The 22,499-nt window shown below is 43.2% G+C and carries 17 protein-coding genes and 1 pseudogene; 10 read left to right on the plus strand and 8 right to left on the minus strand.

The annotated features are described in order from the left end of the window. Nucleotides 1-91 precede the first annotated feature (91 nt). The 3 genes and pseudogenes from B7360_RS23105 to tesA all read right to left on the minus strand — a co-directional run. A pseudogene (locus tag B7360_RS23105) lies at nt 92-403 on the minus strand (sensor domain-containing phosphodiesterase); the annotation flags it as partial. Between the two features lie 180 nt (nt 404-583). Continuing rightward, a complete protein-coding gene (gene fabV, locus B7360_RS23110) occupies nt 584-1,783 on the minus strand; it encodes an enoyl-ACP reductase FabV (protein ID WP_085344739.1) in 1,200 nt (399 codons plus the stop codon). A gap of 82 nt (nt 1,784-1,865) precedes the next feature. After that, complete coding sequence (gene tesA, locus B7360_RS23115; protein WP_005395483.1) at nt 1,866-2,468, minus strand: multifunctional acyl-CoA thioesterase I/protease I/lysophospholipase L1; 603 nt, start codon at nt 2,466-2,468, stop codon at nt 1,866-1,868. On the opposite strand from tesA, the gene B7360_RS23120 reads away from it, so the two are divergent. The 3 genes from B7360_RS23120 (at nt 2,467) to B7360_RS23130 (ending at nt 7,408) form a co-directional block, all read left to right on the plus strand. After that, nucleotides 2,467-3,159 (plus strand): ABC transporter ATP-binding protein, encoded by a 693-nt coding sequence (locus tag B7360_RS23120; RefSeq protein WP_085344740.1) that lies wholly within the window; start codon nt 2,467-2,469, stop codon nt 3,157-3,159. The genes tesA and B7360_RS23120 overlap by 2 nt on opposite strands. After that, the gene (locus B7360_RS23125; RefSeq protein WP_085344741.1) at nt 3,159-5,615 is read left to right on the plus strand and encodes an ABC transporter permease; all 2,457 of its coding nucleotides are present in this window, start codon (nt 3,159-3,161) and stop codon (nt 5,613-5,615) included. Before B7360_RS23120 ends, B7360_RS23125 begins: the two co-directional genes overlap by 1 nt. Before the next feature lie 353 nt (nt 5,616-5,968). After that, entirely contained in the window at nt 5,969-7,408 is a 1,440-nt protein-coding gene (locus tag B7360_RS23130; protein ID WP_085344742.1) for an FAD-dependent oxidoreductase, read from the plus strand. 27 nt (nt 7,409-7,435) lie between these two features. Here the strand turns inward: B7360_RS23130 and B7360_RS23135 are convergent, their stop codons facing one another. From B7360_RS23135 to B7360_RS23145, 3 genes are read right to left on the minus strand one after another with little or no spacing between them, the layout of a single operon-like run. Beyond that, a complete protein-coding gene (locus tag B7360_RS23135; RefSeq protein WP_046876110.1) occupies nt 7,436-8,371 on the minus strand; it encodes a biotin-dependent carboxyltransferase family protein in 936 nt (311 codons plus the stop codon). Further along, the gene (locus B7360_RS23140) at nt 8,368-9,051 is read right to left on the minus strand and encodes an allophanate hydrolase subunit 1 (RefSeq protein ID WP_085344743.1); all 684 of its coding nucleotides are present in this window, start codon (nt 9,049-9,051) and stop codon (nt 8,368-8,370) included. Before B7360_RS23140 ends, B7360_RS23135 begins: the two co-directional genes overlap by 4 nt. Next, nucleotides 9,051-9,806 (minus strand): 5-oxoprolinase subunit PxpA, encoded by a 756-nt coding sequence (locus B7360_RS23145; protein WP_085344744.1) that lies wholly within the window; start codon nt 9,804-9,806, stop codon nt 9,051-9,053. Before B7360_RS23145 ends, B7360_RS23140 begins: the two co-directional genes overlap by 1 nt. A gap of 319 nt (nt 9,807-10,125) precedes the next feature. On the opposite strand from B7360_RS23145, the gene B7360_RS23150 reads away from it, so the two are divergent. After that, on the plus strand, nt 10,126-12,084 hold the full coding sequence (locus B7360_RS23150; protein WP_085344745.1) for a diguanylate cyclase domain-containing protein: 1,959 nt from the start codon (nt 10,126-10,128) through the stop codon (nt 12,082-12,084). A 54-nt stretch (nt 12,085-12,138) separates the two neighbouring features. Then, complete coding sequence (gene galE / locus B7360_RS23155; RefSeq protein WP_085344746.1) at nt 12,139-13,155, plus strand: UDP-glucose 4-epimerase GalE; 1,017 nt, start codon at nt 12,139-12,141, stop codon at nt 13,153-13,155. A 337-nt stretch (nt 13,156-13,492) separates the two neighbouring features. Here galE and B7360_RS23160 read toward each other — a convergent pair whose 3' ends face one another. Further along, nucleotides 13,493-15,574 carry a TonB-dependent hemoglobin/transferrin/lactoferrin family receptor gene (locus tag B7360_RS23160; protein ID WP_085344747.1) on the minus strand — a complete coding sequence of 694 codons (2,082 nt, stop codon included), beginning with the start codon at nt 15,572-15,574 and terminating at the stop codon, nt 13,493-13,495. Between the two features lie 232 nt (nt 15,575-15,806). Between B7360_RS23160 and B7360_RS23165 the strand changes: the two genes are divergently transcribed. Then, the gene (locus tag B7360_RS23165; protein ID WP_085344748.1) at nt 15,807-16,694 is read left to right on the plus strand and encodes a LysR family transcriptional regulator; all 888 of its coding nucleotides are present in this window, start codon (nt 15,807-15,809) and stop codon (nt 16,692-16,694) included. A 76-nt stretch (nt 16,695-16,770) separates the two neighbouring features. Here the strand turns inward: B7360_RS23165 and B7360_RS23170 are convergent, their stop codons facing one another. Then, the gene (locus B7360_RS23170) at nt 16,771-19,404 is read right to left on the minus strand and encodes a bifunctional acetate--CoA ligase family protein/GNAT family N-acetyltransferase (protein ID WP_085344749.1); all 2,634 of its coding nucleotides are present in this window, start codon (nt 19,402-19,404) and stop codon (nt 16,771-16,773) included. Nucleotides 19,405-19,640: 236 nt separating this feature from the next. Here B7360_RS23170 and B7360_RS23180 point away from each other — a divergent pair, with 236 nt between their 5' ends. The 4 genes from B7360_RS23180 to yciH all read left to right on the plus strand — a co-directional run bounded on the left by B7360_RS23180 (nt 19,641) and on the right by yciH (nt 22,177). Continuing rightward, entirely contained in the window at nt 19,641-20,210 is a 570-nt protein-coding gene (locus B7360_RS23180; protein WP_005390018.1) for an SPOR domain-containing protein, read from the plus strand. 149 nt (nt 20,211-20,359) lie between these two features. After that, nucleotides 20,360-21,349 carry a D-alanine--D-alanine ligase gene (locus B7360_RS23185; RefSeq protein WP_012842287.1) on the plus strand — a complete coding sequence of 330 codons (990 nt, stop codon included), beginning with the start codon at nt 20,360-20,362 and terminating at the stop codon, nt 21,347-21,349. A 128-nt stretch (nt 21,350-21,477) separates the two neighbouring features. After that, on the plus strand, nt 21,478-21,864 hold the full coding sequence (locus B7360_RS23190; protein WP_085344751.1) for a DUF3319 domain-containing protein: 387 nt from the start codon (nt 21,478-21,480) through the stop codon (nt 21,862-21,864). Nucleotide 21,865: 1 nt separating this feature from the next. Continuing rightward, entirely contained in the window at nt 21,866-22,177 is a 312-nt protein-coding gene (gene yciH, locus B7360_RS23195) for a stress response translation initiation inhibitor YciH (protein ID WP_012842285.1), read from the plus strand. The last annotated feature ends 322 nt before the right edge of the window (nt 22,178-22,499 follow it).

The following is a 22,499-nucleotide window of genomic DNA, read 5'->3' on the forward strand; positions in this document are numbered from 1 at the left end:
CAGTTTCTGTTGAGGAGTCAGTGTAATTTTCATAGTTCGTAGCATGATCCTGATTCTAAAGAAAATCAAGCATCTTCAATGATCACGGGTATATCATGCCTAGTTTGATGTCAGGGTTGTTGCACCATTCTTCATCCTCGAGCGCATTAGGAACCATGAGTTCGCTCTTATGCTCAATGACATGCTCACAATACAAACCGTTCCCGAGTAGTTCAGCATCGCCGGTACGATAGGGGTTACCTTGAGTTTCACTGGATGTGTTGACTTCAATACGATCTGGATGGATACGCATGATTAATGTGGTGGGTACGTGCGTTATTTGAGCCAGTAAGTTGACGATTTCCTGCCAACTTTTTTGCATAGACTCAGGGATTTCATAATCTAATGTTTGCAATCTCCCCATATAGGTCATCCTTTACGTGGTTTCACTTCCTGTGAATTTAAAATGTAGACTGCTCTATCTTGTTCTCGGTTTTTAATTAAGTATAGGGTGGCTGGGGCTTGAAACAAAAAAAAGTCCTGAAAAGTGTTCAGGACTAGGAATAGTTATCACATATCTCATACTTGAAACAGATAACAAGCATTAAGGTTTAAGCGATTTTAGCGACTCAATAGAAATGTCTTGCGAATAGTCGACGTCTTCAAAGTTAAAGCCATTTAGCTTCATAAACTCATCTTTAAAGCCTTGGTAATCACCAACCTCTTTAAAGTTATTCGCGTTCATTTGCTCTAAAAGAGCATGGACTTCTTGTTGTACTTGCGGGTCAAGCTCTAAGTCGTCTATTCGGATTAAGCGTTCGCCGTCAACAGGCACTTTATCTTGATCGTACAATTTAGTGGTAAACAGTCGCTGCATTTGTTCAATACAACGTTCGTGAGTACCTTTTTCCTTCATCACTCGATAAAGTGCTAATAGGTAGGGACTTAGCGCAGGAATGAACACACTGGCTTTCGTCACCAACGCCTTACACACTGTTGCGTAAGCACCGCCGTCAAAGTTGGCAAGTTTTAGATTCAACGAGTGACTGGTTTGGTGTAAATCTATTTTCGCTCGACCTAACGTACCATCGAGATAGATAGGGTGCGTAACGTCTGGTCCCATGTAAGAAAACGCGATGGTTTTGCAGCCTTGTGCAATCGAGTCGTTATTAATCAGTGTATCAATCCAGCTTTCCCAGTCTTCACCGCCCATCACTTTGATAGTGGCTTCGGCCTCTTCCTCTGTTGCGGGAGTTAAAATGGTTTCTACCCACTGATCGTTTTCCAGCATAATTGAAGCGCCAGTAACAGGCTCACCAATAGGCTTAATGACGCTGCGCCAAAACTCATCAGACTCTGGTTTAGGTCGAACACCCGTCGCTAAGCTATAGATGACTAAATCAACTTCACCTTCAAAGTACGTTTCAATGGCTTCAATCACTTGATTGCGGACAGAGTCAGAGAATGCGTCACCAACAATATTGATGGCGGTACGCCCCGCGTGATTTGCTTCTTGTTTAAAAAAGATGTTGTTATACCAACCCGCACTTCCAACGCCTTTATCTGAAGGCCCGCGCTCAAAGGATACACCAATGGTATCAGCTTTAGCACCTCCGAAGGTGAGAGCAATACGAGCCGCTAACCCGAAACCAGAGGAAGCACCAATAATCAAAACCCGTTTTGGACCGCTTTTGATCTGCGGGGCGTGTTTTACGTATTCAATTTGCTCTTTAATGGATGCATGACACCCGTGTGGGTGAGCAGAGCGAGCAACAACACCTTGAATTAAAGGGTCTATTCGCATGTTGTTATCTATCCTCGATGAGTGGAATTGAAAATAGATTAACGTAAAGTTAAGTAAAACTTATTGAGCTAGACCATTAAAATTAGAGATGTTTAATTAATTCTTGAGCAACAAAGTCAGCAATCCAAGGCTGTGCATCAGGCTTGGGGTGAAGGCCATCATCCATCATCCACTCGGGTTTGATGACCACATGCTCCAAGAAGAATGGCATCAAGGTAACTTGTTGATGTTGTGCAAGCTTAGGGTAGATATCGTAAAACATATCGCTATAGCGCTTACCATAATTAGGTGGCACTCGAATTTGCATCATGACAACGTCCGCACCTGAATCTTTTATCATGGTAATCATTTTTGAGAGATTCGACGTAATAAGTTTAGGAGGGAAACCTCTTAGGCCATCGTTGGCACCTAACTCAATGAGCACCATATCAGGGCTGTGCTGGGTTAGCAGCTGTGGTAATCGAGCTAAGCCGTTGCCTGTGGTATCGCCAGAAATGCTGGCATTAATAACTGTTACATCTTGACCATGTTCTGACAACGCATCAGGGAGTAAGCTAGGCCAACTCTTTTCGATCGGCATCTGATAGCCCGCGCTCAGGCTATCACCTAAGACAAGTAGCTTTTCGCTCGCATGTGCAGTAGCGGAAAAACAAAAAAATAGAACTAAGGAAAGTATACGAATCATGCAAACACCTGTACTTAATGCACCTATTGTTCAAGCCAATTTGGTTTCTAAACAAGTCTCTACTAATCAAGAGCAATTAACAATCCTCAAAGATGTAAATGTTGACATCAAGAAAGGAGAAAAAATCGCCATCGTCGGTACTTCCGGTGCGGGTAAGTCAACGTTGATGACGTTGTTAGCTGGCCTTGATACACCGACATCAGGTGAAATTACCTTGTTAGGTCATGAGTTATCAAAACTTGACGATGAAGCTCGCGCAAAAATTCGAGCTGACTCTCTAGGTTTTGTTTTCCAAAGTTTCTTATTAATCCCGAGCTTGAGTGCATTACGCAATGTCACGCTTCCTTGTCTTTTACGTGGTGAAGCCGAAGATGAAGCAAGAGCAGCCGAATTATTAACCGCTGTTGGATTGGAAAAACGTGTCGATCATCTTCCAAGTCAATTATCTGGTGGTGAACAACAACGTGTCGCGCTAGCACGTGCCTTTATGACACAGCCTGAACTGTTATTCGCAGACGAGCCTACCGGCAATCTTGACCATCAAACCGCAGACAAAGTAATTGAGCTTTTATTCGATCTTAATGAGCAGCATGGAACAACGCTGATATTAGTTACACACGATGGTCATCTAGCAAGTCGATGTGACCGTATTTATCGTATGGAGGCGGGTGAGCTTAAGGAGGAGGTGTAATGTCTGCAGTATCATCAAGCGAAGCAACATCGACAGAAAGAAGCAGTGCAATAAAACACTCGTCAAACAAAAGCCTAATACGTTGGAGTTTCGGCGAAATAAGACAGGGGAACCTTTGGCCTATTAGCGTTGCTCTTATTCTTGTGATTGCGAGCATCTTTGCGCTTTCTGCATTAGCGGAGCGAATGGAGCAGGTGATCGTCAAACAGGGGAAGGATGCATTGACAGCGGATGCGGTGTTTGTGTCTGCTAATCCTATACCTGACACGTTGTTAGCCTCGACTGAAAACCTAGAACGTTCGACGATGACACGATTTGCCACGATGGCATTTAGCGACAATGGTATGCAGTTGATTTCCGTAAGGGCAGTGGACGACAATTACCCTTTAATGGGAGAACTGGTACTAGACAACAACCCATCCGGTCGCGTTAAAGAGAACCAACTCTGGCTTGATGAGCGGATTATGGCTCAACTAGACGTCAAGCCGGGTGACAGCGTCACTATAGGCGATGCCGATTTTACGGTTTCAGGTGCAGTGCTGATGGAACCTGGATTAAGCTTTAACCCATTTCAGCAAATGCCTTCTGCATACATCCATCAAAAAGACGTTGAGAAAACAGGAGCAATTCAAGTCGGGAGTCGAGTTCAATACCGTCTGTTTCTACAAGCCGATGATAAAACGCTAAAAGGCCTGCAAGAAGATACTGTTCTTTCTCCTAGTGATCGCTGGCGCACGCAAGATACTGCCAGTCGTAGCAATGAGGTCTTTGAACGAACGACGCAGTATTTGTCTCTAACGGTTGCGATTGTCATCATTATGGCAGCGACAACATTGGTTCTTACTTGCCAAAACTATGTGAATAGTCGAACACAAACCATTGCGATGCTAAAAAGCCTTGGCGCAAGTCGACGATGGATTGAAAAATGGCTGTTTATTCAAGTCACAATCCTGCTCATTAGCGCCAGTGTCGTTGGGTTATTGTTGGGGAGTGGGCTGGAGTACTTATTGCGCATTCCACTCAAAGACTTATTACCCGAGCCTCTACCTAGTTACGGTGTCACCCCATATCTAGTGTCGTTTATCTCAGCGGTCCTGATCACCGTTCCTGCCCTTGGCATACCATTGTTAGGCTTGATTAAAACTCCAGCCTTAGAAGTGCTACAGCAGGGCAAAGCACAACGTTCTTGGAAGCGAATGTTGCTCGTTCTAGTCCCCGTTGTTCCATTACTTTTGCTTTATGCTGATAATACCTTAGTTTGGATTGTTCTTATTGGTATTGCAGTACTTTTTGTTGTGCTTGCTGCAGTGAGCGTCGCACTCACAAAATTGTTTGCGCGTATTTCAACACAACCTGCCATGAAGCTTGCGTTGAGTCGTATCAACCGCACGCCAGTAACCAGTGGCCTGCAGTTTGGTGCTTTGGCGTTGTCTTTGATGCTGCTATCTATTATCTGGCTTGTGCGCAGCGATATTCTCGCGGATTGGGAGAGAACCTTACCTGCAGACGCGCCAAATGTCTTCGCATTAAATATTGGTGATTACGAACTCGATAGCTACCTAGAAACCTTAGATAAAAATGGGGTTACACGGTCACAAGCTTATCCAATTATTCGTGGTCGATTGACAGAGATTAATGGTCAAAACGTCAAAGAGATTGAATACGAAGGAGAAGGCTCTGACGCAATACGTCGTGAATTGAACCTTACGTGGGGAGACAGCCTGCCAGAGTATAATGATGTGCTTGCGGGTGAATGGACAAATAAGGGGAGTGTCTCCGTAGAAGCCGATGTAGCAAATGACTTGGGCATCGAACTTGGTGACAAACTGCGCTTTGTTATTAATAGCCAGAACTACGATGCGGTAGTAGATACCATTCGTTATGTTGAATGGCGTGATATGAAACCTAACTTTTACTTTATTTTCTCATCCGACGTTATGGCTAATCTACCGGGTTCTTACCTCATCAGTTATAGAATTGATGAAGGGAACGAAGCACTATTAACGTCTATGTCTCGATCTCACCCAACGGTATCTGTTTTAGATATTCGTACCATGGGCGAAAAAATCCAGGATTTGATTCAACAAATCGTATCGGCGATCACTATTCTTGCTCTTTTAGGCGTGGTTGCGGGGTTGCTACTTATCTTTACGCTATTGAGATTAAGCTTATCCCAACGTCAGCAGGAGATCCGTTTGTATCGCACATTAGGTTCAAGTAAAAAACGGATCAATACAACTCTGTGGGCCGAATACGGCATTATGGCGTTGATAGCTAGCGGTGTCGCGGTATTCGCTGCGGAAGTTTGTGTGGCCGCGGTAATGACATATGGCTTCGATCTGAACGCACAAATTCACCCCGAATTGTGGATAGCTTTACCATTGGCAACATTTGTTACGTTGGCACTTGTCGTAATGAGTTTGTTGAAAAGATTGTTAACGCCAGTAAACACTTAATCACTGCAAATGTTATTAAATGCGGAACACTCCATGACACTTTTATTTTAGTTATCCACAAAAACAGTGGATAACTTTTGGGATAACTAAATGGGGTAAAAAGTGGGGTGTTTCTGCAGGCTTTGCGCCATGGGTCTTACAGTGAAATTGTTATTCACATAGGCACAAAAAAGTGTCTTCCTAACCATGTCGTCAAGTACTTTTTTTGCAATTTTTTTCTACTTTAACGCACCATAAAGGCGCAGCTGGATATTTCGCAAACCCATGAACTTTTTGTGATTTTAATCAAGCCCAAACACGAGTAGAATCCACCGTTAGTAAAGAATTTTCCTTATAAAATTTTTAGTGAAGCAATGAAGTCTGAGTTTCCAAATTACAAAGATAAGCACATCGCTGTTGTTGGTGGCGGTGTCGCAGGTGCAACAGCAGCAATTCATTTTGCGGAGCTGGGTTTTAAAGTTTCCGTAATAGAGAAGGGCGTATCACTGGTAAATGGTCCGCCCATTTGCCATTTACATGCAGGTGGCAACTTATATCGAGAGATTTCTGAGCAACAATGTTTAGATTTGTTAGCACAATCCATTGATACCGTTCGTCTATATCCGCTTTCACTGAATATTCGCCCGACGATCATTGCAGTCCCTTATTCTGATGGTGGAGATCCATCCGCACTGATTCCTCGACTAGAGGTGGTGAAAAATGCGTATCAAACGCTCGTTGATAAAGATCAAAGCAACAAAGTGCTTGGTGAGCCAAGCGAATACTACAAATTGTATTCAAAAGAGGATCTAGAAGCACTCGCACAACGCACTCAACCAAGTCACCCTGCAACCTTTGATGAGTGGTGTATTCCTTTTGCTCAACATGCTGATCTAGAAGCGCTAAAGTACCCAGTTGTGGCGGTTCAGGAATATGGCTGGAGTGTTTTTCGCCTTGCCGCAGTTGCCAACTTAACGTTGAACGCTCTGCCAAACGCCTCAGTATGCACACAAGCAACGCTCAAACAAGCGGACTGGATGGGTAATCACTGGCAACTTGGTTACGAACGAGATGGCGTCGATTATCTTATGACATGTGACTACTTGGTCAATGCGTGTGGCTTTGAAACAGGATCCATTGACAATACCATCGGTGCCAAGCGTGATAGGTTAGTTGAGTTTAAAGCCGCTTACGTAACCAAGTGGGCAGACTGCCAACAACTGTGGCCAGAAGTTATTTTCCATGGACCGCGTGGAACTGATAAAGGAATGGCTCAACTGACCCCCTATGGTGATGGTTATTTTCAGCTTCACGGCATGACGAAAGGCATTACGCTATTTGAAGATGGCTTAGTTGAGAGTACACCGTCCTCAGCTCAGCCTGAACTGCCAGTTCCTTTACTCTCAAAGATACGTAACGGTTGGCGAGAAGAAGTCTTAGAAGAACGAACCAATAATGCTATCAAACACATGGCGCAGTTCATTCCCGACTATCACTCTGCTATCAAAGGGGGAAAAGCCCTGTTTGGTGCCCAGCAAATTCCTGGAACGGATCCGGTACTCAGGGCAGCCGATGTGACCTTTGAAGACAACCATTACGCGCGGATAGAAGTGGTAAAAGCGTCATCAACACTACTCGCAGCGCAAAAAATGCTTCAGTTCTGGTTTGATATTGAACCTAACCAAAATGTGGAATCCCAACATCCTGTCGCTGTGCATTGGTCTGAACAAGAAATTGAGCAGTACGCGATTAAACTCACGCAAGAGCGAGACTATCCGCAAGCGTTAGCAGAGCGTTATGGGATGCCTGCATAACCGTTACGTATGGGCTCAGAGGTTGTACTAATATCCAAAAAACTGAGCCCATTGGCACCATACTTCTTGCAAGCCTTGTCTATCTCCTTTCACAAAATTGACTTTTTGCCCGGGTTTCGCCTGTGCCAACCTTGGCAGGTCAATACGTGCTACACAGCCAAACTTAGGATAGCCACCGATGGTTTGATGGTCGTTGAGCAACACAATGGGATTACCATCGTTAGGAACTTGAATCGATCCTAGCGCAATTCCTTCCGACAGTACGCCTTCGTAAGGCGGTTTGATTTTGTTTCCTTCAAGACGATAGCCCATACGATTTGAATCAGGGGATATGGTGAATGCGTTGCTATAAAAGGCTTGGCGAGCGTCTTCATCAAAGTCCTCATTTTGATAGCCTTCAATCACTCTCAGCTTGATAGGTAAGTTGTAATCCGGCTTAAAGCGAAATGTCATCAGCCTTGGTTTGTGTTTCGGTAAGTTATGAGGAAAAAAGGGAAGAATATCGCCTGCTTTTAAAGCGCCACCATTTGAGTCATAACCACCAAGAGATTCTCTCGTGACGGTAGAGGCACTTCCTAAGTGCTGAGCAATATCGAACCCACCTTTAACCGCAAGATAGGATCGAAGTCCATTTTTTGCGACTCCGAACTGCAGCTTCTGCCCCTTCTTCAATGTAAAGTCAGACCAATTTGAGATAGGCTCACCATCTACTTTTGCATTCAAATCACCACCACATATTGCAAGATGGCAGTTATGTAGTGCGACAAAGCAAGCGTTACCCAAAGTAATTTCAATTGCAGCACAATTGACTACGTTACCAAGTAAATGGTTTGCCCAACTGTAGGCGTAATCATCTACGGGGCCACCTTGAGTCACGCCAATATGCGCTAAGCCAAAACGGCCAAAGTCTTGAATCAAAGAAAGTGGCCCTGACTTTTCCACCAGCAATCCAGCGTAACTCATAGAACACCTCCTAACTCGATAAACTTTTGTTTGGAAATGGCATTAAACGTGACCTTGTCACCTACTTCAAACGGTATAAAAGGTGGCGTATCAGAGAAAAGGGGAAGCGGGCTTCTACCGATAATGTTCCATCCGCCAGGACTATCTGATGGATAGACGGCCGTTTTAGAGTCTGCGATTCCCACGCTTCCGGCTGGTACTCGCGTTCTTGGTGTAGCTAACCTTGGCATATGTAATTGAGTATCGACATCGGAGAGGAATGCAAAACCTGGAGCAAAACCAATCGCTGAAACCGCATACTCGGCCTGAGTATGTAAAGAAATGAGCGCGTCTAATGATAGTCCACGATCTTGAAAGCGGGGCAAATCTAGCGCGGTTTCTTCGGAGTAGTATACGGGAATAGTGATGTGGTTAGGTTGAACAAGACTGAGCGATTGAGTATCAAACTGACGGATCATTTGATGCAGTTTATGCACTAAATCTTTTTCATTGATTCGAAAAGGCAAGTAATCAATGAGGATGGTTTGATAGGAGGGGACCACGTTCATAATGATTGACGCTAAAGTTTCTTTGATGTTTCGAGCAAGTTCTCCGACCGCATTTTCAGAGATATTCTCGTCAAACTTAATGAAAATACTGCACTCAGAGATCAAAGAGATACTAAATTTCTCTTTATGCATTAATTTCCTCCCGCGTATAGGCTTTGACGGATCTTTTGGATCAGCGCGATCGACTCTTCATTGTCACCATGAACACAAATCGTATCGGCTTCCAGTAAAATGTAGCCGCCAGAAGCGGTTTTGACACGCCCAGAATCTGCTAACGTACGGACTTGCTCAAGTATCGCATGCTCATTCTTTAACACGGCATCAGGCTGTGTCCTAGGTGTAAGTAATCCGTCATCTTGATACAAGCGGTCTGCAAATGCTTCAAACAGCAAGGGAACATCGTAATCATCTGCGATTTCTAAGTATTTTTCGTTTTCCTGTGACGCTAGAATCATTAACGGCACTTTGAATAAAGCTGCCGCCTTTACGACTGATCTAAATATCGCATCACTTTTCATCATGTCGTTGTATAACGCGCCATGAGGCTTTATATAGCTGATATCTGTGTATTGAGCCCGACAAAGTGCCTGTAAAGCGCCTACTTGGTATATAACCATGTTAGTAATTTCATCACCCGTCATGTTTATACTGCGCCTGCCGAAGCCTTGGAGGTCTGCGTAGCCCGGGTGTGCTCCAATATCAACATCGTTGTCGTTGGCGAGAGTGATAGTGTCGTGCATGACATTAGGATCGGAAGCATGAAAACCGCACGCGATGTTTGCCATATCAACATGAGGCATAACATCTTCGTCTGCCCCCATAATCCAAGAGCCAAAGCTCTCACCCATGTCACAGTTCAATGTAAGTTGCTGTTTATTCAATGTCATACGTTTTATTTCTACACAAGCAATGGGTTCACGATGCAGGAAAATGCATCTATGTTCAGTGACTCACTTCATTCTTCTATCATGAAAGCGAGGTTTATGATCTGATGGCTGACGAAAAAGATCACTTTAGTCCATAAAGATGTTGCCGTTATTTGAGTTGATCCGAATTTTAAGGTATTTCGTTCCTTTTCCATCCAATTTTTGAGAATTTAAGGTTATTTTGCATTGGCATCGTGTTAATCTTGTCGCCCTTAATGGGTAATGGATTGCATAACAACGCTTCTGTCATTTTTAGTGGTTGTCTGCGACAGGAATACATATGTCATTACGAGCAAAGCTTATTTGGCCAATTTTGGTCTTTATAACGGCTATCTTTGTTATCTCAAAAGGTTATACCTCGTATACTGCATACCAATCGTCTAAGCATGAGTTGGTCGAGCAAACGAGAAAGTTGATTAACAATGTTTCTTTCTCAATTAAAGATGCGCTAACGACAAAGAACAAGCAAAAAGCTCAAACTACTCTCATCAACTTTTTAAACCAGCCAAATGTTACGCGGGTCAAACTTTACGACCAAGATGATCAACCTTTCGTTGTTCTTGAAGGAAGTGGGGTATCAGCTCCCGTCCCTAATCAAACTGAAAGAAGCAAGTTACACGCGCTAGGTTATGCCTTATCAGGCAAATTTCTTTATGTTCTAGAACCGATTATTCACGATGGTCGTGTCATTGGCAGTATGAGGGTTACGCTTTCCCATCGTCCAATCATAGAAGCCCAACAATCTTTACTTCAAGATGGTGCTGTACTTCTTCTGTTGCTGTTCGCTGGTGGCACTATCTTTTACATAAGTATCGATAGGCTTGTTCTCAAACCTGTTATAGAACTGAGTCATACGATAGAGAGTGTGACACACGGACAAAATACGGATACTCAAGTTCGCTATTACTCCAAGGATGAAATTGGAGAACTCGCACATTCCTTCAATCAAATGATGAACAAGTTAACAACACGCGAGAAACAGCGGCAACATTCATTAGAAATGTTAGAACAAAAGCGGGCGTTTTCAGAAGAAGTCATTGAATCTATTCAACATGCATTAGTTATTACCGACAACTTCGGGCGTGTTATTTACTGTAATACTGCGACTCGGCAGATATTTCAAAAAAAGTCAGAGGAACTTGAGCATGCCAATATCCGTGATCTAATTAAAACGAAAACACCGAATGAGCTGAGCCAAATCCTAAGTAGGGGGTTAGAATGCGATGACATTCACCTCAAAAATGCAGACAACGAACAGCAGTTGAGTTTAACCAGTCGTCGTTTGTCCACACATGGACACTTATTGTTTTCGATTCAAGATATCACCGAAATTGAAGAGGCCATGAGCAGGCAGCGTGTTGCGGGGCGTGTTTTTGAGAGCAGTCAAGATGGCCTCATCGTTCTTAATCATCGAGGTGTTATCACAATGGCTAACCCTGCGGTCACTAAGTTAGTTGGACTAGAGATGGATCAGCTTATTGGGAAGTCATTTATCCAAACACTTAAGTGGCGCAAGTTGCAGGAAATGATGCCTAGCATCATTGAATCGATAGAAAACTACGGGGTATGGCAAGGGGAAGTTATTGAACAGAACCATCTTGGCCAGTTTGTGCCGATGTTTGCAAGGGTTAATCGTATCGTTAAGTGTGAAGACAATGGGTTCTACGACCTAGTCATTGTTCTTACCGATCTTTCTGGTGCAAAAGAGATGGAACGACTTGAGTACTTAGCTCATCACGATGCACTAACGGGGTTAGCGAATCGCTCCAAGTTCCATTTAGAGTTGGAAGAATTAGTACAACGGTCGGGATACTTACGTGACGAATTTGCGGTGCTTTACCTCGATCTCGATGGTTTTAAAGAGGTTAATGATACCTATGGCCATGACGCAGGTGATGAAGTTCTGAAAAAAGTAGCCGAGCGTCTAACATCTGCGACTCGACATAGTGATTTAATCGCAAGACTTTCGGGTGATGAATTTGTCATGTTGGTTAATCCTGCCAACCAAAAAGTCGTCACCCGAATTGCAGAACAACTGCTCGAAAGCGTATGCACACCAATCGAGTACAAAGGTAACTCGCTCAAGGTTGGCGTTAGCATCGGCGTAAAATTGGTCGGTGTTAATGAGCGAGATGCCACTCGAGTGTTAAAAAGTGCAGATACTGCAATGTACCAAGCTAAAAAAGCCGGAAAAGGCCAAGCAATATTAATGGGATGCGAATTGCAGGAGACAGTTTAAATCGTAACGTCAAAGCTTTAAACTAAACCCATTCGCGTCAGAAGGAATGATAAAATGAAAGTACTTGTTACGGGTGGTATGGGCTATATTGGTAGCCATACATGTATTCAAATGATCGAAGCTGGTATGACGCCAGTGATTCTAGATAACCTGTACAACAGTAAGTCTACGGTCTTAGATCGCATTGAAAAGGTATGTGGCGTAAAGCCAACCTTCATTCAAGCCGATATTAGAGATAAATCGACAATGGTAGAGGTTCTAAAATCGCACGATATCGAAGCGGTTATCCATTTTGCAGGTTTAAAGGCCGTCGGTGAGTCCGTAGCAAAACCCCTAGAGTATTATGACAACAATGTGAATGGCACTTTGGTATTGGTTGATGCAATGCGCGAAGCTGGAGTTAAATCGTTGGTATTTAGCTCCTCAGCAACTGTCTATGGCGATCCTGCATCTGTTCCAATCACAGAAGACTTTCCAACTAGCGCAACTAACCCTTATGGACGCAGTAAATTAATGGTGGAAGAATGTTTAACAGACTTCCAAAAAGCGAATCCAGATTGGAGCATCACACTTCTTCGTTACTTTAACCCTGTAGGTTCACATCCAACAGGTGAGTTAGGTGAAGATCCTCAAGGTATTCCAAATAACCTAATGCCGTTTGTTTCTCAAGTTGCAGTGGGCCGACGAGAGTTCCTCTCTGTATTCGGTAGCGACTACCCAACGAAAGATGGCACCGGCGTGCGTGACTACATTCATGTGATGGACTTATCCGATGGTCACATCGCTGCTTTGGAAAAAGCAGGTAACAAAGCTGGGCTTCATGTCTACAACCTTGGCACTGGCAATGGCTACAGTGTGCTTGAAATGGTGAAAGCATTTGAAACTGCAAGTGGTAAAGATGTTCCATACCAACTTGTTGAACGTCGTCCAGGCGATATTGCGGAGTGTTGGGCTGATCCATCAAAAGCAATGAATGAGTTAGGTTGGAAAGCGTCTCGTACTCTAGAAGAAATGACGGGGGATACATGGCGTTGGCAATCTAACAACCCTCAAGGTTATCCAGACGCCTAATTTTGATTTACACAATAATAACAAAAAGACGCATAATTGCGTCTTTTTTGATCCAAATCGGAAAAAATCGTAAATTACTGGTTAAAAGGTAGCAAGTCTATATAGAGCTGTTAAACTATGTCCGACTCTTAATTTGGGTTATAAATTTTCTCATAGCTATTGGGGTAGTTCATGGAACTCGGTCTGATCATCACTTTTATCATTGCAGCAGCAGTAATGGTGAAAAAAGAGATGGCAAAACAGTAAACTTTCATTTTTCATACTTTTCTTTACATTTTTGAAATGAAAGCCATAAAAAAAAGCCAGTATTAAGCTGGCTTTTGTGTTTTCGGAGGCTTTAGAACTCGTATTTAGCTGTAATTGACCAGTTCCGCCCAGCTTGAGTCAGATCTTTGTTTTCTGTCTGAAGGTCACGCACATCATTCCAATTGTAGTACTCTTCATCTGTCACGTTGAACAGACCTGCTCGCAACGTAAGGTCTTTAATAGGTTTGTAGTACGCGGTGACATCTACGACCGTAGCTGCGGAGATAGGCAATACTTTATCGTCATTTATGTCGCTTTTATCTTTAGATGCGGTGTAGTTAATGGTTAACGTGGTTCCCCAGTTTTGTTCTGAATCGTAATTAAAGCCAGCGACAAGGTTCCAAGGGTTAACACTGTTTAGTGGATTATTGTTTCCATCTTCACCTTCCGTATACGCCGCTGCTAAACGAGAGCTAAAGCCTTCGATTGGCATGAACTTGTTCCACGAAAGTTGGTTTGAAAACTCAATACCTTTAATTGTCGCTTTGCCAATATTTACGTACTGCAGAATCGCAGGGTCAGTCACAGGAGTCCAAGTGCCAGAGACGGTTTTACTTTCGATGAAGTTGTCGTAATCGCTGTAGAAAACTGACACTTCACTGCTAGAAATGTCATTATTATGTCGCCAACCAAATTCGTACGAAATGCTGTCTTCTGCTTTTAAATCAGGATTTGGCTTAAAAATGTAGCCATGCATTGGGTTGCCGAAGGAGTAGTACAACTCTTGGAAATCTGGAGCACGGAAACCTTGGCTGATTTGCGCGAATAAACGATGTTGTTCATTAAGCTTATAAACAGAACCTAAGCGGCCTGTAAATGCAGAATCAGAAAACTTTTTGTAGTCGCTAGCCGCGTTACCACTTGGGTTGCTGCTTGTGTCACCTGGATCGGTTTCAAATGCATCCCACCGTACGCCCGGGGTAATCGTAAAGTTACCTACCGTAATTTCGTCTTGTAAAAAGAGCCCGTAACGACGCTCGCTCGCAGAAGGGATATAGAAAATTTCTTTGTTTGCGCTTGCACTGTTGTACTCTTTGTTAACGTTCTTAATGTCTTTATCACTGAAGGATGCACCGTACACAAAGTAATGCTCTGTACTACCAAGCATGAGATATTTGTCGAACTGAGAATCAAACTGGTAGCCTTCATCCTCGTAGATGTAGTCTTTACGTTGGTTATTCTGACCTTTAACACGATCAGTAATGCCGTTTTCTTCTTTGCTAAGCCAATCTAGTTGCCAGGTAAGGGAGTCCGCTACGGCCGTTTGCATCTCCCAAATATGTTTTATACCAACTTGATATTGTTCTGTTACATCTTCACTTGTTGCATTAGTATAACCGTTGTAAGACTGCTTTCCGTTGCCTTTGTTGCGAATATAATTCCCATTGAACTCAACACGATGTGCATCATTGAGTTGGTACTGAAGCTTAACCAGTAAGTTGTTCGCTTCTGTATCTGCATCTGCTAGATCTCCAAAGTTATCCAGTTCATTGCCGTCGCGACGCGTATAAGCAAGTAAAGATTCCAAATCACCAATTTTGTGCGCTAATGCCACAGATTCACTGAATGTATTGTCTTCGGAAGAGTAGTTGAACTTCGCATGGCCACCAAAGTTACGACCCTTAAGGACATCAGCCGGATCTTTGGTTTCAAATGCAACAATGCCACCAATTGCGTCAGAACCATGTAGAGACGATGCTGCACCTTTTACAATTTCAACCGCTTTTATTAGGTCGGTATCAACGTTAACGCGAGCAGAGTTAATGAACGTATTCCCTGATTCGAACTGGTTACCTTGAGATACGCCGTCCACAAGAACTTTAATTCGATTGCCTTCGATGCCACGGATATTGATACTCTGGACACCTTGGCGAGAGTTTGTCTTAACCGTGACTCCTGGCGTGTACTCAAAGAGATCATCTAAGCCAGTGACCATGCTTTCTTCGATGTTCTTATCAGTAACGATCGCGACAGAAGCAGCAGTGTCTTCGATTTGGCTATTAGTACGAGTCGCAGTCACGACCACTTCATTGAAGGTTGAATGATCTTCAGCGTAGGCACCTTGGGATAGTGCAATCAGAATAGAGGCTGACAAAATTGATTTTTTATACATTGGCTTCAATACCTTAGATCCATAATAGGTAACAACAAACGGGATACTAATGGATCTAAATAATAATTACTATCATTACCATTGTCATTTGTCGCTTTATCTTGAGTAGAACTCTTAGGTTATGAGCATTTCTAGTCTTTAGTTATCAGTGTGTTATATTGTTTAACGTTAGTTCTTGATAAGATCGTCCAAATACAATCAATGTGACAGAGATCACGTTAAGGGAGGCCATGTGCAGAGTCCAATTACGTTAGAAGCGCTCCATATTCTGGATGCCATTGACCGAAGAGGGAGTTTTGCAGCTGCTGCGAATGAGTTAGATAGAGCCCCATCATCACTGAGCTATCAGATCCAGAAACTCGAGCAAGACTTAGACATCATTATCTTCGATCGCTCTGGTCACAAAGCCCATTTTACTGAAGCAGGAAAGCTCATCCTTGAAAGAGGACGAGCCATTTTACAAGCCAGTGAAAAGTTAGTGAATGATGCAACGTTATTGGCGAATGGCTGGGAACTGGATATTACCATTGCCTTTGATGGCATTATTCCTATATCCAATTTCTTCCCTATGGTTGATGCATTGGCTGAAGTAAGCTCAACACGAGTCAGACTGCAAGAAGAGATCTTGGCTGGTAGCTGGGAATCGCTGAATACAGGTAGAGCGGATTTACTGATTTGCCCATCACTGGATACACTTCCTCAAGAAGTCAAATCAGAAAAAATTGGTAAAATGAGCATGTTTTGGGTAGCGGCAGCTGATCACTATGTTCACAAGCGTAGTGGTAAGTTTGATGAGGCGGCGCGAGAAAAGTACCGAATCATTGCCATTGCAGACACTGCACGCGAACAACCTGCGCTCTCAATTAATATCATTCAAAAACAGCCTCGCTTGACCGTCACCAACTTTACGGCAAAAGTAGATGCGCTCACTGCAGGTTTAGGCATTGGTACGTTACCAAGCCAAATTGCACAACCTTTGATTAATAGTGGCGTATTGAAGCGAATCGAAGGTACAGAAGAGCAGCCGATGGATATTATCTTAGCATGGCGCCGAAATACCATGGGTGAGGCGAAATCCTGGTGTATTCAATACTTGAAAAAGAACTGGAAACTAAAGTAACAACGTAACTTTTACTTCTTAGGTTCCCATTGCTTATCGAATCTAAGAAGTAAAGTTATCGCTAATGCTTTATTTTTCAATTTAAAGGAAGCACCATATCTGCCGTACCATCGGCAAACTGAACATCGACTTCAAATCCCAGGTTTTGAGCTAACATCAACATCCCTCTGTTTGTAGGCATGGTCATTCCAGACATTTGCTTTGTGCCTTTAATCTTGCAATAGCTGATAATTTTCTGCATCAGCACTTTACCTAAGCCTTTTCCTTTCAAATCTGAACGAACCAAAATAGCAAACTCAGCATCACTATTATCTGGAGTAATCAATGCGCGGGCTACGCCTATGATAGACGGTCCGTCGGTATTAAACGCTACCGCAACAAACGCCATTTCGCGGTCATAGTCGATTTGAGTGAAGTTTGCCAAAGCCTCATGGTTGAACTCACCAACCTCAGAAAAGAAACGCTTATACAGATCTTCTTTCGATACGCTATTAATGAATTGAGCATGCAGCGGCTCATCTTCAGGCAGGATAGGGCGAAGCAGGATAGGTTGGCCATCTCGAAGCGTTACAGTTTCGACAAATTCTGCCGGGAAAGGACGAATCGCCAGACGTTTTTGCGCATCTCCCTCGTATTTACACAGTGTGATGTCCGCATCGAGGATAGTTAAATCGCTTCCCGACACCAATACTGGATGGATATCCAGTCTTTGTATTTCTGGCAACTCAACCGCCATTTGGGAGATACGAACTAAGAATTTCGACAACTCACTAATATCGAGCGCATCTTTGTGTTTCTGCAGGCGAATCTTTCCAGACTTTAAAGCAACAACGACAAGGTAGCGTGCAAGCGTCATGTTCAAAGGAGGAAGTGCAGCGACGGCATCTTGGGCGATATTCCACTCCGAGCCGCCTTGACCCAGCAAGATGACAGGTCCAAAGACCTTATCTACTGCAATGCTAATCCTTAGTTCTTCAGCGCTGCCGAGCTTTGCCATACCTTGCACCAACAGGCCGTGTACATTGGCAGAAGGGTAACTTAGCTTTACGGTATCTAGAATGGATAGCGCTGCGTTGGAAACTTCTCGACTGTTTCTCAAATTCAGGGCGACACCGTGTACATCCGATTTATGAGGAATGTCTGGAGATCGCAACTTAACCGCAACAGGGTATCCGATATTTTCTGCCATATGCACGGCTTCAATTTCGTCAGATGCAATCCATGTTGGCAGAACATTAAACCCGAACAGCTTAAATAATGGGCTGGTTTGATGCGTATCCAAGGTGACTGTGTTTTTATCCAGTAGTCGTTCATTTACCCATTCTTTTGCAGAACTCACACTTCCAGAGTGCAATGGCTCTGCCGTCGTTGGCGTTTCCATTAATTGCTTCTGGTTTCGGCGATACTCAACCAAGTGCATGTATGCAACAACCGCACTTTCCGGCGTTCGATAGGTTGGAATGCCAGCTTGAGTAAATGCCAGTCGTGCCTCTCTCGACGTTTGTTCTCCTGACCAGTTGGTCAAGATATTAAAATGCTTATGCCGAGGGTGAGCCTTGATCGCCTCAATAACAGCTTGAGCAGTTTCAAGAGGGTCGGAAACCGCTGAAGGACTATGCATAATCAAGATCGCATCTGCACAGTCGTTATTCATCAGTGCGTTAATGGTGTCAATGTAGCGTTTTTTTGTTGCGTCACCAGACAGATCAATCGGATTTCGAGCGCGCCAGTTGGACGGGAGTACTGTTTGTAATTGCTCAATGGCAGCGTCATCAAGCGTTGCGAGCTGGCCACCACGTTCAATCAAAGTATCAACGGACATAACTGCAGGGCCGCCGCCATTGGTGACGATCGCTAAACGCTCCCCACGAAGTGGAACAGAATGCGTGAGTGTTTCTACCGCAGCGAAGAGCTCATGCGTATTGCTGACTCGTAACATACCAGTTCGACGGATGGCAGAATCGTAAATTACATCAAGCGTATCACCATCTTGCTGTTCGAAAGTATTCATCTCTTTAGAGCGGCCAGCTTTTAATACCAATATACGGCGGTTACGTGAAGCAGCTCGCGCAGCAGACATAAATCGTCGAGCATCTTGGATGTTATCCACATAAAGCAGAATAGCTTCCGTATTCCCATCCATACTTAAGTAATCAAGCAAATCTGCAAAATCGATATCCTGTCCGCGTCCAATCGAAATGAACGAAGAAAAGCCAATATTCTTATCATTTGCCCAGTCTAACACTGTGGTACAAACCGCCGCAGATTGTGAGATGAACGCAATTTTTCCGGGCTTAGCCGCAACAGGAGAAAACGTGCAGTTAAAATTGTGCCAAGGCAAGATAATACCTAAGCTGTTTGGTCCTAAAACTCGAATATTCAATGATGAAATATTTAAAGGCTGGGCGTCATCAGAGATAACAATCGCAAACGGTGTGCCTCTCTCATCTAACTCTTTAAGCAGTTGCTCGTTGCGTGAAACGTTCGTACATAAAATCGCAATATCTGGCGTATAGGGTAGGGAAGCCACATCAGGGTAGGCTATAACTCCGGATACCGCTTTGTATCGCGGCGTTACTGGCATAATCGCGCCACCAAACCCACTTTGTAGAAGGTTGCGCATAACTACATGTCCTGCTCGCAATGCTTTTTGAGATGCCCCAATAACGGCCACAGAGTTGGGTTTAAAGAGTTTATGTAGTTTATTCATGCTGACTCCTAGCCGTTTGCAAGTAACGTTTGCCTATCGGTTTAATATCAATCATAAACGAATAATTTATTGATAAAACGTCTTCAGACCAGACATTGCATAAAATGTGGGCGATGCTTATGGAGTTTGTGTTATTCATCACATCAAAATCACAGATTATTGTATTTGATGCTTGATAAACGGCCCTGCTATCGGCATGATTTATCGTAATATTTATCCAGAGCATTTGTTACTTCATGAAAAAAATCGCAATCATCGGCTTGTCAGTCCTGCTTTCTGCTTGTGCATCTGAAACTTACATCACAGACGTAACTTCTGAAAGTTATCGAGAGGACTACAAATCAGATCGTATCTCTAAGCCAATTATGGCGTCTGAAAACGCGGTAGTAGAAAAAGACGTACAACCAACTGTTGTGAAAATGACGGCAAAACCTGAAGAGAAGAAAGTAGTCAAGCTAACGCCAAAAGAGCAGGCGAAGCCAGTTAAGATCGTACCACCGAGTAAAAAGCAAGCAGGTATTCAACGATTCGGCTATACCATTCAAGTCGCGGCTGTGGGTAGCCAAGCGAAAGTCGATCAGTTTGCAAATAAGCTGCCACAGAACGGACAGCCAATTTGGGAAAACTACAAAGTCGTCAACGGTACTAAGTGGTTCTCAGTTTTATACGGAGACTACGCAACAAGCGCGGAAGCCAAGCAAGCGATTTCGACTTTGCCTGCTCAATTTCAGCAGTTAAGACCATTTGTTAAAAGCATTGACGCCATTAAAAACTCAGCTTACCCAACGCTTAACAAATTAAACTAACACATCAAATAAGGGAGCGAATAGCTCCCTTATTTATTTGTTCAAATCCTACTCGAACAAAATTCCTCACACTAAAATTACTGTACGTCACACTTCAAAGGTTTATCATAATAAATAGTATCTTTTGTAGGTCACGGAAAGATTGATTCATGATTAAAAATATTCTTCTACTATGCGGCGGCGGCTCTTCTGAGCACGAGATTTCATTATTGTCTGCAAACTTTGTCGAACAACAATTAAATCTTATTGAAGACGTTCACGTTACACGCGTAGAAATTAAAAACGAAGGTTGGATGACCAACCAAGGTGAGTTGGTTTACTTGGATCTCAATACCAAGCAGTTGTGCTCAAGTGAATCTAATCAAACCATCGATTTCATTGTGCCTTGTATACATGGTTTTCCAGGCGAGACAGGTGATATTCAATCTCTGTTTGAAATCGCAGGCATTCCTTACCTGGGTTGCGGGCCAGAAGCAAGTAGCAATAGCTTCAATAAAATCACATCTAAGCTTTGGTACGACGCTATCGGCATTCCCAATACGCCATACTTATTCTTAACGCGCAACGATGAAGAAGCTCATACTCAAGCTCATAAAGCATTTGAAAAATGGGGAAAAGTCTTTGTCAAAGCCGCTCGTCAAGGGTCATCTGTTGGATGTTACAGCGTCACAGAAAAAGATAAACTTTCCAATGCAGTAAATGATGCGTTTGGGTTTTCTGACCAAGTGTTGGTTGAAAAATCAGTAAAACCACGAGAGCTTGAAGTTGCTGCATATGAGATGAATGGCCAGCTGCACATAACGAAGCCAGGCGAGGTTATTGCACCTGACGGTGCTTTTTACTCGTACGATGAAAAGTACAGCAGTTCAAGTCACTCGCTCACCGAAGTTGAAGCGAAGAATCTAACCCAAGCGCAATTAGATGCAATTCAGCACGCATCTGAGAGGGTATTTAAGCAAATGAATCTTCGCCATTTGTCTCGTATCGACTTTTTCTTAACGGAAGATGATGAGATTTACTTAAACGAAGTAAACACATTCCCAGGTATGACTCCGATCTCGATGTTCCCTAAAATGCTTCAAAATAACGGGCACAAATTCCATGAGTTCTTGGAAGATTGTATAAACAGTGCCAAGTGATTAACGTTATCGAGGCGCGTTTTATTATAGAAATTGTTTTCTAGAGCAAGGTTTACTCAAGCCGTATTTGAATATTGCTCAGTAGCAATTATGATTATATCAACGCATTAAACAGATGACTCAGTGGTATGGCGATTTCAAACTATAGAGGTTTTAACCTGCAGTCAGGCGGACCAGATGGCAGTATTTGGAAGGTTAAAATCAAGAACCACGTCTTACAAGGCAGTTTGACGGCGGTAAAGAAAAGCATTGATTGGTGGTGCGATACCGCATCAATTATTGATCCCAAAGAGTTTGCTGCGCTTGGACAAAGAGCGCAGCAAATTGGTGGTGCAAAATCAGAAGTCTTTAACGGTTATACTATTCAAAATGATACAGGTCAGCCCAACTCTTGGTACTGTATGTTTAATGGTAAACTGATTAAGGGTAGTAAAACTGCTATTCAACGTCATATCGAAGCTTATTTAGTTGCAAAGCAAAAAGCGATGCAAGCACAACAACAAAAGAAACAATAGAATGACTCTGGTATATTCAACAGAAACCGGTCGAATTAAGCCGGAAGAAGAAAAAACATCTCGCCCCAAAGGCGACGGTATTGTACGAATTCAGCGCCAAACGAAAGGCCGTAAGGGTAAAGGTGTATGCATCGTGACAGGTTTAGACTTGGATGATGCACCTTTAAAATTATTAGCTGCAGAGCTCAAAAAAGTCTGCGGCTGTGGTGGCTCGGTAAAAGATGGCAATATCGAAATTCAAGGTGATGCTAGAGACAAGATCAAAGCGCATCTTGAAAAGAAAGGCATGACAGTCAAATTAGCCGGTGGCTAATTTACATTAAGGAAAACTCAGAATGGCGTCTAAAGATAGACGCCATTTTTTATTTTGGTAAGTAATACGCTAATTGAAGAACAAGCAATCGCAGATTGATAGATCGATATTAGCTATTTTATGGTAAATAACCATTATGTTTAATACTCACATTAAAGGCTTTAAATTTCAAATTCACAGGGGAATAGGAGTGATCATTGGCAACATTTGGCGTACGAGCATATTCAATTTAACTATTCTGGGTTGAAGTTAGGTGCGTGAGTGAGTGAGTCCGCCAATCCCAAGCTCCATAAGGCATCTTCTATTTCATGAAGTGGAAAAA

This window comes from Vibrio sp. ArtGut-C1, from assembly GCF_002105475.1.
Classification (GTDB): Bacteria; Pseudomonadota; Gammaproteobacteria; order Enterobacterales; family Vibrionaceae; genus Vibrio; species Vibrio diabolicus.